This window comes from Dinoroseobacter shibae DFL 12 = DSM 16493 (assembly GCF_000018145.1).
Classification (GTDB): domain Bacteria; phylum Pseudomonadota; class Alphaproteobacteria; order Rhodobacterales; family Rhodobacteraceae; genus Dinoroseobacter; species Dinoroseobacter shibae.
Genome location: NC_009952.1, coordinates 1,999,863 through 2,018,044, shown reverse-complemented (window position 1 = coordinate 2,018,044; position 18,182 = coordinate 1,999,863). Strand labels below are relative to the sequence as shown.

General features: G+C 63.3%; 14 protein-coding genes and 1 tRNA gene. 6 read left to right on the top strand and 9 right to left on the bottom strand.

Features of this window, described 5'->3' with window-relative positions; genetic code table 11:
• The first annotated feature begins 6 nt into the window (after positions 1-6).
• Positions 7-846: a DMT family transporter gene (locus tag DSHI_RS09840; RefSeq protein ID WP_012178600.1), complete on the top strand. Its 840-nt coding sequence runs from the start codon at positions 7-9 to the stop codon at positions 844-846.
• A gap of 19 nt (positions 847-865) precedes the next feature.
• On the opposite strand, the gene DSHI_RS09835 is transcribed toward DSHI_RS09840, so the two are convergent.
• From DSHI_RS09835 to fsa, 3 genes are read right to left on the bottom strand one after another with little or no spacing between them, the layout of a single operon-like run.
• Positions 866-1,792, bottom strand: a complete 927-nt coding sequence (locus DSHI_RS09835; RefSeq protein WP_012178599.1) for a tyrosine recombinase XerC — start codon at positions 1,790-1,792, stop codon at positions 866-868.
• A 3-nt stretch (positions 1,793-1,795) separates the two neighbouring features.
• Positions 1,796-2,503 (bottom strand): DUF484 family protein, encoded by a 708-nt coding sequence (locus tag DSHI_RS09830; RefSeq protein ID WP_012178598.1) that lies wholly within the window; start codon positions 2,501-2,503, stop codon positions 1,796-1,798.
• Positions 2,504-2,560: 57 nt separating this feature from the next.
• A complete protein-coding gene (gene fsa / locus DSHI_RS09825) occupies positions 2,561-3,214 on the bottom strand; it encodes a fructose-6-phosphate aldolase (protein WP_012178597.1) in 654 nt (217 codons plus the stop codon).
• 77 nt (positions 3,215-3,291) lie between these two features.
• Between fsa and DSHI_RS09820 the strand changes: the two genes are divergently transcribed.
• Entirely contained in the window at positions 3,292-5,475 is a 2,184-nt protein-coding gene (locus DSHI_RS09820; RefSeq protein WP_012178596.1) for a primosomal protein N', read from the top strand.
• An 87-nt stretch (positions 5,476-5,562) separates the two neighbouring features.
• Positions 5,563-7,812 (top strand): ExeA family protein, encoded by a 2,250-nt coding sequence (locus DSHI_RS09815; RefSeq protein WP_012178595.1) that lies wholly within the window; start codon positions 5,563-5,565, stop codon positions 7,810-7,812.
• A gap of 29 nt (positions 7,813-7,841) precedes the next feature.
• Here the strand turns inward: DSHI_RS09815 and DSHI_RS09810 are convergent, their stop codons facing one another.
• Both DSHI_RS09810 and DSHI_RS09805 read right to left on the bottom strand, forming a co-directional pair.
• Positions 7,842-8,894 (bottom strand): TAXI family TRAP transporter solute-binding subunit, encoded by a 1,053-nt coding sequence (locus tag DSHI_RS09810; RefSeq protein WP_012178594.1) that lies wholly within the window; start codon positions 8,892-8,894, stop codon positions 7,842-7,844.
• Between the two features lie 34 nt (positions 8,895-8,928).
• Positions 8,929-10,098: a coiled-coil domain-containing protein gene (locus DSHI_RS09805; RefSeq protein ID WP_157865312.1), complete on the bottom strand. Its 1,170-nt coding sequence runs from the start codon at positions 10,096-10,098 to the stop codon at positions 8,929-8,931.
• Positions 10,099-10,508: 410 nt separating this feature from the next.
• On the opposite strand from DSHI_RS09805, the gene DSHI_RS09800 reads away from it, so the two are divergent.
• Positions 10,509-10,727 (top strand): hypothetical protein, encoded by a 219-nt coding sequence (locus DSHI_RS09800; protein ID WP_157865311.1) that lies wholly within the window; start codon positions 10,509-10,511, stop codon positions 10,725-10,727.
• On the opposite strand, the gene DSHI_RS09795 is transcribed toward DSHI_RS09800, so the two are convergent.
• On the bottom strand, positions 10,699-12,018 hold the full coding sequence (locus DSHI_RS09795; RefSeq protein ID WP_012178591.1) for an ATP-binding protein: 1,320 nt from the start codon (positions 12,016-12,018) through the stop codon (positions 10,699-10,701). The genes DSHI_RS09800 and DSHI_RS09795 overlap by 29 nt on opposite strands.
• Before the next feature lie 45 nt (positions 12,019-12,063).
• On the opposite strand from DSHI_RS09795, the gene DSHI_RS09790 reads away from it, so the two are divergent.
• Complete coding sequence (locus DSHI_RS09790) at positions 12,064-12,969, top strand: MBL fold metallo-hydrolase (protein WP_012178590.1); 906 nt, start codon at positions 12,064-12,066, stop codon at positions 12,967-12,969.
• Between the two features lie 69 nt (positions 12,970-13,038).
• Positions 13,039-13,113, top strand: a tRNA-Asn gene (locus DSHI_RS09785).
• A 510-nt stretch (positions 13,114-13,623) separates the two neighbouring features.
• Here DSHI_RS09785 and DSHI_RS21715 read toward each other — a convergent pair.
• The 3 genes from DSHI_RS21715 to DSHI_RS22295 form a co-directional block, all read right to left on the bottom strand.
• Positions 13,624-15,354, bottom strand: a complete 1,731-nt coding sequence (locus tag DSHI_RS21715) for a protein NO VEIN domain-containing protein (RefSeq protein ID WP_012178589.1) — start codon at positions 15,352-15,354, stop codon at positions 13,624-13,626.
• A 70-nt stretch (positions 15,355-15,424) separates the two neighbouring features.
• Positions 15,425-16,666 (bottom strand): site-specific DNA-methyltransferase, encoded by a 1,242-nt coding sequence (locus DSHI_RS22300; protein ID WP_157865310.1) that lies wholly within the window; start codon positions 16,664-16,666, stop codon positions 15,425-15,427.
• Positions 16,667-18,013, bottom strand: a complete 1,347-nt coding sequence (locus DSHI_RS22295; protein WP_157865308.1) for a hypothetical protein — start codon at positions 18,011-18,013, stop codon at positions 16,667-16,669.
• Between the last annotated feature and the right edge of the window lie 169 nt (positions 18,014-18,182).

Genomic DNA, 18,182 nt, shown 5'->3' with positions numbered 1-18,182 from the left:
CCCCCCATGCCCCTCGATGTCTTTCTTGCCGTTCTGGTCGCCGCCTTCCTGCACGCGGCGTGGAATGCGGTGATCAAGACCGGCGGCGACAAGATCGCCGTGATGCTGATCATGACGCTGGTGCAAGGCGGCTTGGGGCTGGCGATTGCCCTGACGCGTCCCCTGCCAGGCCCGGAGGTCTGGGGCTGGCTGCTGGCCTCGGGGGTGTTTCACAGCCTCTACAAGCTGGCGCTGGCCTCTGCCTATGAGCGGGGGGATCTGAGCCGGGTTTATCCAATCGCACGCGGCGCGGCGCCGGTGCTGGTGCTGGGGATCGGGGCTGTCGCGCTGAGCGATGTGATCACCGGCCTCGAGGCGGCGGCGGTCGTGGTGCTGGGATGCGGGATCCTGCTGATGGCGCGGGGCATCTTCAGCCTTGGCGAGAACCGCGCGCTCTTGCCTTTCGCGCTGGGATCGGCCCTGGCCACGGCGGGGTATTCCCTTGTGGACGGGATGGGCGCGCGGGTCTCCGGGGATGCGGTGGGGTATGTCGCGTGGCTTTTCGTGCTGGACGCGGTGTTTTTCGCCCCCGTGGTGCTGGCGTTGCGGGGCCGGTCGCTGCTGGCGGGGCCGGGGCGGCAGGACTGGCTGAAGGGCGGGGTGGCGGCGCTGGCCTCTTACGGGGCCTATGCGATCGCGGTCTGGGGAATGACCCGGGCGCCCATCGCATTGGTCGCGGCGCTGCGCGAGACCTCGATCCTGTTCGCGGTGCTGATCGGTTGGCTGGTCTTCGGCGAGCGGATGGACCGGATGAAGCTGCTGGCGGCCGGGCTGATCGTGACCGGCGTGGTGCTGATGCGGGTCTGAGACACCGGGCGAGCGGGGCTCAGGCCTTGGGATGGGCGGCGTTGTAGACCTCCAGCAGCCGGGTGGCGTCCACCGCCGTATAGGCCTGGGTGGTCGAGAGCGAGGCATGGCCCAGCAATTCCTGGATCGCGCGCAGATCGCCGCCCGCGGCCAGAAGGTGCGTGGCGAAGGAATGGCGCATGGCGTGGGGCGTGGCACTCGAGGGCAGGCCGAGCTGCATCCGGGCCTGTTCCATCACCTTGGCGATCACACGCGGGTTCAGCTGCCCGCCACGTTTGCCGCGAAAGAGCGGCCCGTCCTTTTCCAGCGGATGGGGGGAGAGGCGCAGATAGGTGTCGACAGCGGTGCGGGCGGCGGGCAGGACCGGCACGATCCGTTCCTTGTCGCCCTTGCCGCGGATGGTCAGCACCTCGGGCAGGGGCGCGGCGGCCCCGGTGAGCCCCAGCGCCTCGGAGATTCGCAGCCCGCAGCCATAGAGCAGGGTGACCACCGCCACGTCGCGGGCGGCGATCCAGCTGTCGGCGGCTTGCAGCTCCACCTGGGCGATCATCTCGAGGGCTGCGTCCTCGGCCAGGGGGCGGGGCAGCTTGCGCTGGTATTTCGGGCTGCGCGCAGCCAGCACCGCGGTGGGTTCGAACCCGTCGCGTTCGCCCACCCAGCGGAAAAACGACTTCACCGCCGAGAGCGCGCGGGCCAGCGAGCGCGCGCCGAGCCCGCGCCGCCGCTCCGCCGCCATCCAGGCGCGCATGTCGGACTGGGTGATCCTGCGCAGCCGCGCGGGGCTGGCCAGCCCGCCGTCATGGCGCGCGAGAAACCCCAGGAACCCGGCCACGTCGCGTTGATAGGCGCTGAGCGTGCTGGCCGGTGAGTCGTCCAGCGCGCGCAGATGGGTCAGCCAGGTCTCCAGCTGGTCCGCGCAGGCCGGGCTGAGGGCTGCGTGCGCCACGGCTCAGACGATCCAGCGCAGGATGGCGCGTTCGACGACCTTGGCGAAGAAGGACAGAAGGTCGGTGCCCTGGTTCGGGGTGAACTGGCTGGCGTCTTCGGCCCCCAGGGCCATGAGGCCGGGCAGGCGGGCCTCGCCGAACTCCAGCCGCAGAAGCGCCTCGGACGCGATATAGGGCGCGGCCTCGCCATAGATCGGGGCGGTGTGTTTCTGCACCGCCTGCAGCGTCACCTTGCGCGCGGGCAGGCCGTTGGGGGTGCCGATCAGCGTGTCGATCCGGCCCCGGGGCACGATGCTCAGCACCTCGTCGAGAGCAGCGAGCGCGGGGTCGGGCGTGGCCTCGTCGGTCTCCAGCACCAGCCGGATCGCGTCCACCTGCAACAGCGACGCGACCTCGCCCCCGAGATTGTGCATGAAGGCCGCGAAATCATGGGGCTCCAGCAGGCTGAGCACCGCGCGGTGGACCTGGTTGGTGCCGGCGAGGTTCTCGTAGGCCGCCGCGATCACGCTACGATGGGTGTCCTCGAGCCGGCCCAGCCGGGCTTGCAGCCGGTCCATGGCGAGCCCGCGCAGATCGACGATATTGTCGCCCATCCGCTGCGCGTCCGCCGACAGAAGCGCCCGCATCAGGTCGGGATCCTCCAGGATCACGTCCGGTTCGGCCATGATCCGTTCCTTGAGATCATGGCGCTTCAGCGCGGGGTCTGTCATGGGCCTGCGATCCTCTTTATAGCCTGCTCTGGCTGTTATGGACCGCAGGTTACACGATTAGAGAATCTTCTGACCAGTCTTTTCCCAATCGGACAGGAAAGCCGCCAGTCCCTTGTCGGTCAGCACGTGGTTCGCCATCTGCTTGATCACGCCCGGCGGGGCGGTGGCGACGTCGGCGCCAATCAGGGCGGCCTCCTTCATGTGGTTGACCGTGCGGATCGAGGCGGCGAGGATCTCGGTCTCGTAGCCGTAATTGTCGTAGATCGTGCGGATGTCTTCGATCAGTTCCATCCCGTCGACGTTCAGATCGTCGAGCCGCCCGATGAAGGGCGAGATGAAGCTCGCACCCGCCTTGGCCGCCAGCAGCGCCTGGTTGGCCGAGAAGCAAAGGGTGACGTTGACCATCTTGCCCTCGTCCGTGAGCGTCTTGCAGGCCTTCAGCCCGTCCCAGGTCAGCGGCAGCTTGACGGTGATGTTCTCGGCGATCTCGGCCAGCTTGCGGCCCTCGGCGATCATGGCGTCGGCCTGGGTGGCGACCACTTCGGCGCTGACGGGTCCATCGACCAGCTCGCAGATCTCCTTGGTGACTTCGGTGATGTCGCGGCCGGATTTCAGGATCAGCGACGGGTTCGTGGTCACCCCGTCCACCATCCCGAGGTCATTGAGTTCGGCAATGGCGGCCACATCTGCGGTATCGACGAAAAACTTCATGTGCTCGGGTCCCTCGGGCTTGCGGTTGTGTTACCGCTCTCATAACGCAGGTGCGGGATGCGCGAAAGGGGGGCGGCGTGCGGTTTGAGGCGGGCGATCTTGTGGCGGTTCTGACCACGCAGCCGCTGGACCGGACGCTGGACTACAAGGCCCCGGAGGGGGGCTGCGTGCAGGGCGATTTCGTCGAGGTGCCGCTGGGCCCGCGCAAGGTCGTCGGCGTGGTCTGGGGGCCGGGGCAGGGCGACTGGGACCCGGCCAAGCTGCGCCGCGTGCTGCGGGTGCTGGACACCCCGCCCATGCGCGACGAGATGCGCGCGTTCCTGACCCGGGCGGCGCGCTACACCCTGACGCCGATGCCGGCGATGCTGCGGCTGGCCACGCGCGCGCCGGGGCTGGGCGACGCACCGTCGATGCGCAAGGTGCTGGTGGCGGGCGAGGGGGAGCCTGCGCGCATGACCGAGGCGCGGATGCGGGTGATGGACGCGCTGGCCGCCTATGGCGGTGCGCCGGTCACGCAAGCCGAGCTGGTCGAGGCCGCGGGCGTCAGTGCCTCGGTGATCAAGGGGCTGGTGGCCGCCGGTGCGATCCACGAGCAGGACACACCCCGCGACCTGCCCTATCCGCCGCTGGACCCCGCGCGGCCCGGCAAGCCGCTGACCCCCGAGCAGGAGGCCGCGGCGGGGCATCTTCTCCACGGGATCGAGGCGGAGGCTTACGGCACCACGCTGCTCAAGGGGGTGACCGGGTCGGGCAAGACCGAGGTCTACCTGGAGGCGGTCGCGGCCTGTCTGGCCAAGGGGCGGCAGGCGTTGGTGCTGCTGCCGGAGATCGCGCTGAGCGCGGAGTTCCTGACGCGGGTGGAGGCGCGGTTCGGCGCGCGGCCCGCCGAGTGGCATTCGGGCGTGACCATGACCGAGCGGCGGCGCTGCTGGCGGATGGTGGCCGAGGGCGGCGCGCGGTTCGTGGTGGGCGCGCGTTCGGCCCTGTTTCTGCCGTTTCAGGATCTGGGCCTGATCGTGGTCGATGAGGAACACGACACCTCCTACAAGCAGGAGGAGGGCGTGCTTTACAACGCCCGCGACATGGCGGTGTTGCGCGCCTCGCTGGCCTCGGCGCAGGTGGTGCTGGCCTCGGCCACGCCGAGCCTGGAATCCTGGGCCAATGCGGAGGCGGGCAAGTACCTGCGCGTCGATCTGGGAGCGCGTTTCGGGGCGGCGGAGCTGCCCGAGATGGCCGCGATCGACATGCGCGCCGAAGAGGTGCCCTTCGGGCGGTGGCTGTCGCCCAGCCTGAAACGTGCGGTCACTGCACGGCTGGAGGCGGGGGAGCAATCGCTGCTGTTCCTGAACCGGCGCGGCTATGCGCCCGTCACCTTGTGCCGGGCCTGTGGGCACCAGATCGGCTGCGAGACCTGCGACGCGCGCATGGTGGAGCACCGGTTTCAGAAGCGGCTGATGTGCCACCAGTGCGGCGCGACCCGTGCCATCCCCGAAGCCTGCCCGTCCTGCGAGGCCGAGGGCAAGCTGGCGGCGGTCGGCCCGGGTGTGGAGCGGCTCGCCGAGGAAGCGGCGGAGGCGTTTCCCGACGCCCGGATCGCGGTGCTGTCGTCGGACCTGTTCGGCTCGGCGCGCGCGCTCAAGGCCCAGATCGTCGAGATCGCCGAGGGGGCGGCGGACATCATCATCGGCACGCAGCTGGTGGCCAAGGGGCACAATTTCCCGCTGCTGACGCTGGTCGGGGTGATCGACGCCGATCTCGGGCTGCAGGGCTCGGACCTGCGCGCGGCGGAGCGGACATTCCAGCTGATGCGGCAGGTGGCGGGGCGCGCCGGGCGGGCGGAAAAGCGGGGCGAGGCGCTGTTGCAGACCTACCAGCCGGACCACCCGGTGATCCGCGCGATCCTGACCGGCGACGAAGAGGCGTTCTGGCGCGCCGAGGCCGGTGAGCGTCATGCGGCGGGGATGCCGCCCTATGGCCGGATGGCGGGGATCATCCTGAGTTCCCCTGACTTGCAGGAGGTGTTCGACCTGGGCAATGCGCTGGCGCGCAACCACGCGCCGCTCTCGGCGGTGGGGGCGACGGTCTACGGCCCCGCACCGGCGCCCATCGCGCGCATTCGCGGCCGGCACCGGGTGAGGCTGCTGGTGACGGCCCCAAAAGGGGTGGCGTTGCAGGATGCGTTGGCGCGCTGGGTGGGACAGGTCAAGACCGGGCCGAACCTGCGCCTGGCGGTGGACATCGACCCGCAGAGCTTCTTCTGAGCCGGTCGCGCCGGGGGCGGTTGTTTACACAGCCCGAAAAAAAGCGAATGATGTTAAAGAGCTGGGGGGAATTGGCGACAATCGGTCATGTATCTGGAGCATTTCAACCTGCGCAAGCGCCCGTTTGCGACCTCGCCGGACCCGGCGTTCCTGATCTGGTCCGCACAGCACCAGTCGGTTCTCGATGCGGTTCTGGACACGCGCCCGGAGGCGCCGCCGGTGTCGATCCTGTTGGGCGATATCGGTCTGGGCAAGAGCACGCTGGCCCATGCCCTGCAGGAGCGCCTGATCGCCGAGCAGGGGGGGCGTGTCGGGTTGATCTCCGTCCAGCTGAACACGGCGGAGGAGGCGATCGCGCATGCCCTGCGCAGCCTCGAGGGGCAGGCCCTCGACGGCTCTGCCGAGGCGGCGCGCGCCCGTCTCGAGGCGCTTCTGGCCGATGGGACGGATGGGGGCTGCGCCACCGTGCTGATCGTGGACGAGGCGCAATCCCTGTCGGACGCGGCGGCGAGCGCGCTGCTGTCATTGGTGCGGGATACGGAGGGCGCCGTGCGCTGTCGGCTGCTGCTGGTGGGGCTGGGGGCGCTGGAGGCGCGCCTGGCGTCCCCGGCGCTGGAGCCGTTCGAGGCGGAGCTGCGCCCGCCGCTCAGGCTGCGGCCGGTGTCCAAGGACGAGGCCGCTGCCTATGTCTCCGGTAGGCTGGCGCGGGCGGGTCATGTGGGGCCTGATCTGTTCACCCCGGAGGCTGTCGCGGTGATCCACCGCCACGCCGAGGGTGTTCCGCGGCTTATCAACAAGGCGTGTGATCTGGTCCTGCTCACGGCGGCGCAGGAAGACAAACGCGTCATCGAGGCGGATCTCGTGCGCGAGATTCTGCGCGATGTCTCGCTGGCAAGCGGTGCGATGAGCTTTCCCGGGGCAGCAGGGGCAGTGGCGAAACCGCCGCGCGCGCCCGAGGCGCAGGCTGCGACGGGCCGTGCCGGTGGACCGTCGTCCGCGCGTCCAGCGCAAGCGCCCAAGGGCCGGGGCGGGCCGGAGATCGAGGTCAGTGCCTCGCAAGGCATGCGGCTGGAACGCGCGCTGATCGAGACCCTGAAGACCAGCACCCAGAGGTCCGCCGCGCCGCGCAAGCCCGCGGCCGCGCGCCCGGACCAGGCGGCGGCGTTGCCTGAGGCGTCGATGCCGGAAGCGCCCGGGGCCGGAGCGCTGCCGTCCAAGGTCGGAGCGGAGGTGCGGCCGGTCAGTTCCCGGCGCGTGGTCACGGGGGCGCTGGTCGCGGCGGCCTTGGTGGGCGGCGCGGCTATCCTCTACAGTCTGGATGTGTTCCCGGTCTTGAGAGACGGCGCCGTCACGGGTGAGGACCCGCGCAGTGGCGAGGTGTTGCCGGCTCCTGACGCCACCTGGATCGCGCAGGATCTGGCGCGGGATGCGGGGACAAGTGCCGAAGCCGCGGAGGCGCAGGCCGCTGTCGCGGAGGCGGAACAGAGGCTGCAGGCCTTGCAGGACGCCGCTGCCTCCGCGGAGGCGGAGCTGGCCGAGATCGCTGCGCGGCTGGATGCGCGGACACGCGAGCTTGCGACCGTGGAGGAGGCGGTGTCCGAGGCGCAGTCCGTTCGGATGGAGACCGACGCGGAGCTTGACGTCATGCGCACGCAGATCGACGCAGAGCAGGCCCGGCTCGCCCGGTTACAATCCGAGGCTGAGGCCGCGGAGGCGGCGCTGGCGACCCTGGCGGTCAGCGAGAAGATCGCCGACGATGCCTTCGCGGCGGCGCAGACCGTGTCGAACACGATGCCGGACCCGAAGGCGCCCGATCCGGTGCGCCTGCAGCCGCAAAAGCTGGATGCAGCGGAGGCAACGACCTTCTTTCTCGCCGCGCTGGAGAGCGACGACCCTGCCGAGGTTGCCGTGAACTACTCGCGCGCGGCCCTGCGGGGGCACACCCGCGCGGCATCCTTTCTGGCGCAGCTTTACGAGACCGGGGACGGGGTGCCGTTCGCACCGGATATGGCGGCGCGCTGGTACGCGGTTGCCGAGGAGCCCGCGCGCATTCTGGCCGAGGACAGCCGCGCTGCCGATGTGGTGCCCGCCGTGCAAAGCGTGGTGCCACTGGGGTCCGCGGTGGTGGCTGGTGCGCCGGGCGAGTTTGTCTGGCAGGGCGTGGGCGCGCATTTCATTCTGGAGCTCGCTGATACCGACGGCACGGCCATCGCCTTTGCCGAGACCCGCCTGAGCGCGGTTGCCGTTTCTGTCCCGGAGGGTACGGCGCAATGGCGGGTGCGGACCGACGGGGGGGCCGAGACCGCGTGGCAGCCCATCGCCGGGGCAGGGGATTAGACCGGTCCCGGCGCGCGGCCCGGTTTCGCTCAGCAGCCGATGACCGCGCAGATCCGGTTCCGGTAAGCTTCGTTGGCCGCGCTTTCGGGTGAGGTCATGGCGGGGCGCGCCCGGGTGCAGTTGGGCTGGTATGTCGCCACCAGACCGTCATTGACGCAGGAGGAGACATCCCATCCGGGGGGGATGTCGTTGAGATCCACCTGCTGCCATTTCGGATGGCCGCTGGCCTGCAACTCGGCGAACCCGTTCAGGATGAGGTTGGAGACATCCGACACCGCGGTGCAACTCGCCCGGTGATAGGCGTTGCGCTGCGGGATGTATTCGTAAGTCATCAGCACCGCCTTGACCGCGACCACGGGCACCGGCTCGGCCTGGAAGGCATAGGTTCCGGCGGGGATTTCGGAAGGCAGGTAGACCGCCTCCAGCAAGGGGTCATCGACCGGCACGAGGTGGAACCGGTTGGCATCGATCTCGGTTTCCGAGAACAGCCGCGTTGGGGCCCCCGCGACGTAGAAGAACGCGTCGATCTCGCCCGCGAGGAGTTGCGCCATGGCCGCGTCCGGCCCGATGGTCAGCAGTTCTCCGGCGTCAACTTCGAGAAGGTCGAGAAAGAGCGACGCGGTCAGGAAGGTGCCGCTGTCCCGAACCCCGATGGCCACGCGCTTGCCTGCGAGGTCCGCAGGCGTCGTGATGTCCCGCGTGGCCAGCAGGTGGACCTCCTCGTTGTAGAGCGGGAAGGCGATGCGTACCCCGGCGATGGCGCGCGCGATGTTCTGGTCGCTGGCGGAATAGGTCTTGAGGTATTCCAGCACGTCGCTCTGCACGATGCCGAACTGGGTGGCGCGCCGCTGCCGCACGCCGAGGAAATTTTCCAGCGAGCCCGCGCTTTCAACCACGTTGAGGGTCTGTCCGCATTGGTCCACCAGGTTGGAGATGTCGCGGCCGATCTGGATATAGGTGCCGGTGGGGCCGCCCGTGAGGATGTTCTTTTCGAACTCCTGGGCGGCGACCGCGCCGGAGCCGAGCAGCAGGGCGAGACCGGCGCGGAAGATCTGGAAGAGGCGACGTTTCAAAATACTCATGATGTGTCCTTTTATAGCCCGGGGCGATGGCGCCTCAGCAGCGACCGAGATCCCGCACCAGCGAGACCAGGGTCTGCCGGTTCACGGTGGTGAACACGCTAATAAGCGCGTCATGGGTGCAGACCCCGTCCGTCAGAAGGGTCCGCAGGCGTTGCAAATCCTGGGGGCTCGCGGCCTCCAGGCCGGGGGCCTGGGCCACCGCCAGGTTGACCCGTTGTACCGGTTTCGGAGTACCGCGCGCGAGAACCGCGTTCGCCGAACCCGTGGTCGGCGGTTCTGTCCGGGCCGGGGCGACCGGCTCCGGCGCGGGCGCAGCCGCGAGGGCGGCACGTTCCGCGCGCAATTCGGCGATGTCCGCGGTCAGGGTGGCCAAGGCTTGTTCTGCTTCGGATGTCTCCGTGGTCAGTTGTCGGAGGGTGGCGCGGGCGGCGGTTTCCTCGGCTTCGCGCTCTGCAAGGGCGGCGGTCGTCGTGCCAAGGCGGTCCTCGGTCAGGTCAAGCGTGGCCTGCAGGGTCGCGAGCCGGGCTTGCGCGGCGTCGTGCGCGCGCACCGCTTCTGCAGCACGGGCCTCTGCGTCCTGCGCCGTGGCTTCGGCCGCCTGCGCCGCGGCGAGAGCGGCTTGTTCCCGCGCCGCGGCCTGAGCGAGCGCCTCCTTGACCTCTGCCGCGCGCGCCTGTGCGCTTTGCAAGTCCTGTGAAGCTGTTCGCGCGGCGGCTTGTTGTGCATCGGCCTGTGCCGTGAGCGTGTCGAGCTGGGCCTGCGCCGCAATGACGAGATTTGCCGTGGCCAGATACTCGGCCTTTATCGCGTCGAGCTCGGTGTTGGCGTCGGCGATTGCGCTTTCCATTTCGGCGCGGGTCGCCCGCAGATCGGCCAGTTCGCGAGCCAGTTGGGCCTGCGCGGCTTCCGTGGTCGCCAGGTCCGACAGCACGCCTTCATGGGTGGCGCGGTCTGCGTTCGTCTGCGCGCGCAAATCGGACAGCGCGGCCTCTGCGACAGCTGCCTGCGCGTCCAGGTCCGCGAGCTGTTGTCGGGCGTCCGCCGCTTGCGCCTGCATCTCGGCCAGAGTGGATCGCAGGTCGTCTGCATTGCCTTGCAGCGCGGACAGATCCTGCTGCGCCAGGCTGCGCGCGGCTTCGAGATCGGCGATTTCGCCTTCCAGACCCGCAATCACCCGGCGAAAGGACGCGGCTTGCTCCGACAAGCCTTGCACCTCCGACGCGGTCTCTGTTGGTCCCGTCTGTGTTTGTGCCGGACCCATGGTGGTCATGGCGGCGAGGGTCACGGCTCCGAAAATCGCGTGGCGTAGCAGGGCGTAACTCCTCAACTTGTAAACAGTTTGTTAACCAAGAGCAGATTAGGCGCAGCTGCGCGCCCGACGCAAGGATTTCGGTCTTCGGGCGTCAGCCCGTCCCGGGGGGTTGCCGCATAACGCCTTGTGAAACGGGCCAGATCCTTGCCGAAGCTGTCGCACGCGTCCCCACGCGCCACCGTCAGCCGGATCGCCAGAATGCGCGACACCGGCTGCGCGCACGCCCGATGTTCGGCGCAATTCGGATGGAATCTGCGACAATCTGCCCTACCATTCTGCAGGTGGACGAGATGGAGGGGGAAATGAGGTTTCTCAGAACACTCGCATTCGCGCTGCGGAACCTGTCGCGCCTGGGCTACTACCACGCGGGTGCGGAGTTATGCGGCGGCACAGAACGGCGCGCCAAGGCGGACGCCTATCGCCACCTCAGGACCATGACCGGCGGCGCGGTGCGGGCGCAGATCGCAGAGGTTTTCGCGCGCAACGCGCGCTTTACCGTGCAATCAAAAGATCGGCCTTGAGACCGCCGAGCTTGTCCGAAACACCCAGCCGCAGCGCGCCCCCGTGGCTGCGCGCGACATCCGCGGCAATGGCCAGCCCGAGCCCGACGCCGGTCCCGGCGTTCTGATTACGGGCGGCATCGAGCCGCGCGAAGGGTTTGAGCGCCTGGCCGCGCTGATCGGGCGGGATGCCCGGGCCGTCATCCTCGACCGAGAACCGCACCGCAGCCTGGAAGAGATCCACCGAGACCTGCGCATGGGTGCCGTAGCGCAGGGCATTGCCGACCAGGTTGTCGAGCGCGCGCTCCAGCGCCATTGGGCGCAGGGATACCTGCGGCTCGGGGGCGCCTTCGGGCAGGGCCGGCCGCGTGAAGCTGACCTTGCCGCCCGTGCGTTTGTACTGATCCACGATCCCCTCGACCAGGTCGAGCGGGTTGACCAGCCTCGCATCCTCCAGCGCATCGGCCCGGGCGAAATCCAGAAACGTGGTCAGCAGCCGCGACATGTCCTGCACGTCCTGTTCCAGCGCGGCGACCTCGGGCGAGGGGGGCAGCATCGACAGTTCCAGCTGCATCCGGGTCAGCGGCGTGCGCAGATCGTGGCTCACCCCCGACAGCATCATGGTGCGCTGTTCGATCTGACGCTCGATCCGGGCGCGCATTTCGAGGAAGGCATGGCCCGCGGCGCGGACCTCCAGTGCGCCCGAGGGCTTGTAGGGCACCACGCGCCCCTTGCCGAAGGCCTCTGCAGCCTTGGAAAGCCGGGCAATCGGCCGCAACTGGTTGCGCAGGAAGATATAGGCCACCACCGTCATCAGCACCCCGACAAGGATCATCAGCACCAGCAGCTGATGCGGGTTGGAGGCCGACACGCGACGCCGGTCCAGCTCGATCATCACCGGCAGGACCTCGGTGTCCAGGCTGAACCGCAGCGCCCGGTCGTTATCCTCGAGATCCAGCAGACCGACCCCGTCCAGCTCCCCGCGCAGAACCTCGATCACCGTGCGGCCCGAGACATCATAGAACAGGCGCCGGTTTTCCACCGGCGGGGCCGCATCGAGCGGGGCCAGGGAAATCCGCAGCGCCCGTGCCAGATGCTGCGCCCGCAGCAGGCCCTCGGTTTCGATCGTCTCGCGCAGCAGGCGCGCCTCGATCACCACCGAGCGCGTCATCTGCCGGGTCACGTCCTCGAAATGGCGCTGCAAAAAGGTGATCGACACCACCAATTGAATCGTCACAATCGGCAGGATGAGGATCAGGGCGGCGCGCGCGTAGAGACGCCGGGGAAGAGAATTCTTGAGCCAACGGAACATGGACGAGAGCCTAGACCGCGCCGTCTCCGGGCGAAAGGGGACGCGATGAACCTGCCGCCACGTCCGCCGCGCATCGCCACGCTGGCGCCCGGCCTGCGGCGGGTGATCGCCGAGAACCCGTCGCCCATGACCTACTGGGGCACGAACAGCTTCGTGCTGGGCACCGGGCGCGTGGCCGTGATCGACCCGGGGCCTGCCGGGGGCGACCAGGTCGACACGATCCTCGGGCTGCTCGATCCCGGAGAGGTCGTCAGCCATGTGTTTGTCACCCATGCCCATCTTGATCACAGCCCCGGCGCCCGGGAACTCGCCGCGCGCAGCGGGGCCCCGGTGCTGGCCTTTGGCGATGCGTCGGCGGGGCGCAGCCCGGTCATGGCGGCGCTGGCAGAAGGCGGCGCATTGGAGGGCGGCGAAGGGGTGGACCACGCCTTCGAGCCCGACATCCGCATGGCCCATGGCGACCGGGTGGGCGGCGGCGACTGGACCCTGGAGGCGCTGTGGACGCCGGGACATTTCGGCAACCACCTGAGTTTCGCCTGTCCCGAACAGGACGCGCTGTTCTGCGGCGATCTCGTGATGGGCTGGTCGACATCCCTGGTCTCGCCGCCCGATGGCGATCTGTCGGCCTTCATGGCGTCGCTGGACTTGCTTGCGCGGCGGAGGGAGGCGACCTTCCACGCCGGGCACGGTGCGCCGATTGTCGACCCGCGGGCTCGCATCGCCGAGCTGGTCGCCCACAGGCAGATGCGCAGCGCCCAGATCCGTGCCGCCCTGGGCGAGGCGCCAGGCACCGCCGCGGCGCTGGCGGCGCGGATCTACACCGAGACCCCGCGTCCCCTCCTGCCCGCCGCCGCGCGCAACGTCCTTGCGCATCTCATTGATATGGCATCAAGAAATGAGGCCGATCACGAAGGCCCGTTGACATCGCAGACCGTGTTCCGTGCAGTATAGAAATAGTTGCCAGTTTTTCCCTGCACCCTCTGGACAGCCTCGCAGCGAGTTGCTACATCGCACGCCAGTTCCGGCGTAGCTCAGCGGTAGAGCAGTTGACTGTTAATCAATTGGTCGTAGGTTCGATCCCTACCGCCGGAGCCAAATCTCTCTTTTACAACAAGAGAGTATCAAGGCCGCCCTCCGGGGCGGTTTTTGCTTTTGCAACGATTTTGCAACGACATCGCGCCCTTGGACGACTTCATTTATCATTTTCTTCGCTGGTCGGCCCTATACCGCTCTTCGCAGTCGTAGCAGATGTCGTCTCCGGGCTTTCTACGAATCGACCCACATCGCCTGCAAGGGTGGTCGGGTGTTTCATAGAACACATTGCCAGTCGCCCAAGCTTTAGCTCGTTGGGGATTTGGTGACGGGACACCAAGGTCCCCTCTCAAGTACGCGTGCCATACCGCAATATTCGACATACCCAAGAAATCGGCAATCTCGCGGCACTCCTTGCTTTGTCGAAGGTGGCCCTTCTCTCGGTAAAACGCCCGAGCCATTTCTAACGCGGTAGGATACTCTTTTAGATCAACAAGGGTTTTTCGTCGGGTCATCACATTAGCTCTCAAATTCAGTCAAACCTTGGTTTTTTAACTTCGCCCAGTGCATTGCCTATACCACTCGAGCTCGATATGACGTTGCTTCGAGCTGAAGCACTTCGGACAAGCTTCCTGTTAACGAAAAGAACCTCGGTTTCTTCGAAAAATTAAACACTCTTACTAGACGGTAGGAGTCTCCTTTTTCTTCCGAAACAGCAACTTCGTTGTTAGATACAAAAAATGGTGTTGCTCTTCCGCTATTCGTTGTCTTCACCTCAAGAAAAACCTCATTGCCATCTTGATCGAAAGATCGAATATCATAGCCAAGGCCATCGCCTATATCCTTTGACACCCACTTGACGCGCTTGGCCAGATCCACTCTGCCCGCGGCGGTGAGTTTCATAACTTCATATTGGAATACAAAGTACTCGCCTGCTTCACCGAGCTTGCGGTTTCGCGCTTCTTTCGCAGCAAAGTCTGTTTGTGTCGCTCGAGGCTTTCCTTTTTTTCCTGAGACTTCTGTAGGTGCAGCAGTCACTGGGGGAGCTTCCGAAATTTCGTCCAGCTCGCTCTCGATAAATTCTCGAAGAGCTTCTTTCGTCGGCAATTCAATTTTCTTGCTTGGTTTCTTTTCTTGAGTACCGCTAGCTATGGAAACTTCGTCAGTAGCAGTAGTTGAGCCTTCAATTGCGGCAGTTTCTGCCTCAACCTCATCTACTTCATCGCTTCCGCTTTCGTCGTCGGACCCAGCTGGCACCGACCCACGTATCTCATGCTGCGAAGCTAGCCAGATCGGGGGCGCTGTGTCCAAGTCGACCGCTTCAACGGCTTTGTTGGTTGCGTCAAAAAGCTCGGCCTCAAGATCTTGCCATTCGCGCAGCAGACCCGGAAAATCTGTAAATGCGTCTTCTGCAACCGAAAAAATGCCCGGATTATTTTCGTTGTTTTGAATGGAATCCAAAACTTCGTTGAGTAAATTGCTCTCGCCTGATTGAGCAAGCCTCTGATCTACTTTGATCAATTCTTGAATTAGGCGAATTCCTCGCGATCTCGCCGCGCGCATATAGATTCCGCGAGAAGGATCCGCCCAGAAGAGAGCTGCTTTAGTTTTCTGAAAATCGTTTATCCCTACTTTCTTGTCTGAAACAATATCGGGAAGTCCGTTTAGGTCAAAATGCAAAGACTTTCCATCGTTCAAATCGAAGCGGAGGCTCTCTATTGGTAGGTCAGCAACATAGCGATCCAAAAGTAGATCATTCTCCTCACTGTCGAGTGTATTGATTACCGCAGCAGCTAGATATCTGACCTCATCATCGTTCAGCTGTCGTCCCAAGTAGCTTGAGAGTTGATTATTGGCATACTGGAAAAGCAGTACTGTATTGAACCAGCGACCATCAGATTGAAAGCCTATGTGTAGGATAAGAATACTTGCGAGGCAGTCTAGTGCTCGATCAAGATTCGGATCAGAAGGATTCTCGCGAAGCGCCCTTCCGATGACATAGGAATAGTAGCCAAGCTTAGTGGAGGGAACGCGACCCTCAATCACCGCCTGCCAACCAGATGGGAAAGACGCCCCCGCAATACGAGGACGAACAATGCGACCGGAGAGAATACCGAGTTGATAAGCTTCTCCAGCACGAGTTCGAGGACCTGCTCCAGTGTCCCCGACCGCCAGCTGGAATCCTCTCTCGCCTCTGTGCTCTTCGGATGGCACTTTGGCCAACGGGCCTTCCAACCAGTCTACCCAGTGGTGTTTAACAAGTTCATCGATATAGAAAAACAGGAACTGCGAGTTAACTGCCATCGTATCCTTGCCAGCGTGGAATCATCTACAAGAGACGATGCCACGCTATGGTCGACAAGGGAACGACCGGTTAAGGCTTCATGAGTCCAAGCGCATGTTCAAACTCGATTTTCCCCCCTCGATCCCCTCTGGGGATCGAAGTGCGGTGGTCTCTGATGCGATAGAGGAAATACTTGTCCCACTTGTAACCAAGTTGACCGGCAATCTCTGCGATTACTTGATGAGTTGGAACGTCTACACCTCGAATCCTACTGTTTCCGATGATGATATAGTAGAAACCTCCGGGCCTAAGCGCGCGGAAAACGGCTTCCATATTTCTCCTCATATCATCGAAGAAAACTACCGCAGTCTTGAACCTAGCTTCATCAATCGTTTCAAGTTCTCCAAGGTGTTGCCGCGAGATCGAATAAACGAAATCTTCCCGTACCTCTCGATTGCGGCGCACCCTTTCACCTAGCTGGGCATTGCGAACTGTCTTTATCGCATCGTCATCCGCGGTTCCGATCCATGCGCTCTCGAGTTTGATACATCGCGTATAATCCATGGCATTGATGTAGGGAGGTGAGGTTATAGCTAGATCGACCGACGTTGAAACGTCAAAATTAGTTGCATCAAAACCCTCCCAAACGATTCCATCAGATTTATGCTTTTGGCTTTCCGATACAGCATCAATATACTTAGAAGCTATTCTGAGGAACTCATCCAAAACCCGTTTAGGCTTCTTTTCATACTTTTTCGAAATATATGGCTTTAAAGACTGCCTTTCAGCTTTTGAACAGGCTCTGATGATATCGCCAAAGGCAGCCAGAAGGAATTCGCGTACTTTCCCCTCATCCGTAAGCTCAAAAATGGCAGACTTCAACTTCAACAGATCGGAAAAGTTTTCATCTCCAAACCAGTATTCGATGTTTGCAAGTCTAGGCTTCAAATCGTCATACAGGGATTGATGTTCAAACGCTCTCCCGATCTCGGAAACCAGGAATGAAATTTTTCCAATCTCATCTTCAGAATACTTCTGCGTTGCGACTGAAGCAATTAATCTGGCGTACGGGTCCACTTCCACACCGTGCACAGAATTCGCATAGCGGACAGCTTCAATTGCAGTCGTGCCCGATCCCATGAATGGATCCAACACACTTAAACTGTTTGAAGTTAACGAATGATCTTCGAGGATCATCCGCGGGACATAAGCGACACTCCTACAAGGGTATCGCCCTCCCACGAAGTGAGGCGTCCTTATCAGAGCTCGACTGTTCGGGAACTGGATCTCCGCGCCCCACTGCAATTCTGTCAAGGTTGATGCAGTCTCCATCTATGGCCTCCGAAGAACAACCATGCTTTCCCGCATGTACTTCCTGTTGTTTCCTAGTTTCTGGTACTGCTGCGAGGAAGGAATTACCCCCCGATAAACTCGAACTTCATCCACTTCATAGCCGCTCTGCCTGCCTAGGTCAGCTAGCAGAAGGTCCGTAGCGACCGCAACACCTCCGTAGAAAGAATTCCCAACAACAAATCCAAGTCGACCACCACTTCTTACTCTGCCTCTCAGGTTATCCAGAAGATTTCCTAGATCAGCAAAATAACCCGACAGCATGCTCCCAATTCTTGGCGACCAGAGGTCTTGCTGTTCGATGTGTCGTCGAATAACATCATCGACGATAGGAATTCCAAACTCATTGTACCTATCAGCCCACGTAGCATGCACGTGAGACCGAACGGAGGCTTGTCTAAACGCCTGTTGGTCCGTCTTGGACTTGAAGAAATCACCCAGCCAAAGCTCCGACATGTAAATCTTGCTGTAATCAAAGCAATTAGCATACGGCGGTGACGTTAAAACAGCGCTTACGTCTTCAACTTCGGCAGATAGAGCATCGCCTAAGCAAGATTCTTGGCGAAATTCTGGGGGGATAAATTCGGGCGTATGCTCAATATCCGCTGCGAACATTTCCAATTTCTGAATCATGAAACGCTTCACAGCAGACATGCAGTCCGCATCCGACACGGGCCAAGAATACCTAGTTTTCTTCTTTACACCATTCCCTGCCTTACGATGGGTTGAAAACGGCTCAATGGCAGAAAGGAACGCCAACTTAAAAAGTGCGTTGATCTTTGGGCAGTCTATTTCTTGAAAGAATGCTTTGCTCCTCAGAAGTGCCTCCAAAACCTCAGTCTCGAAGTAGCGTTGCACAGTGGCATTGTTTGGTTCCGGCGCGCGGCTCCTAAGCGGAGATTTGTCAAAATCGAAGATAACGTCTCTCAAAGAGCGCAGCTCAGCAGCACTCATGACCACAGCTTTTGTTTTCGCAACGAAGCTAGTCAATGGACTGACATCGAACCCGAGCCCACGCAGTCTGAGTTCTCCCGCCACCAGAGGAGTAGTGCCAGAACCCGAAAACGGGTCCAAAATCAAACCATCTTCGATTTTGACACTTGCTGAGAGGAATTCTTTTACGAAAGAAGGGGAAAACCCTTCTTTATAGGGGAACCATCGATGTCTAGGCATTTGCATCGACTCAATAAAATTTACTGGTGACCGGTAGGTCGTTCGCGTTGACTGCTCGTTTACCCGGATAGTCCGCTCAAGCTCACGGTAATGACGATATAGGTCCTCTGCCAGAGGGGCAGCATCCGATTGTGGGTCGATGCTAGACAGCGTCATTCTATCCTCGTTTTTAGTTATTTCTCTGACGCGTAACGAAAGCGCTTCGCACGACGTGTCACCCGTAGCACTACCAATATGACGCATCCATGAAGCGTGCACAACATGTCGTATGACGATATGAACCCTTGCTGCCTCGATTCTTCCCCGATGCCGACGCAGAGCTCTT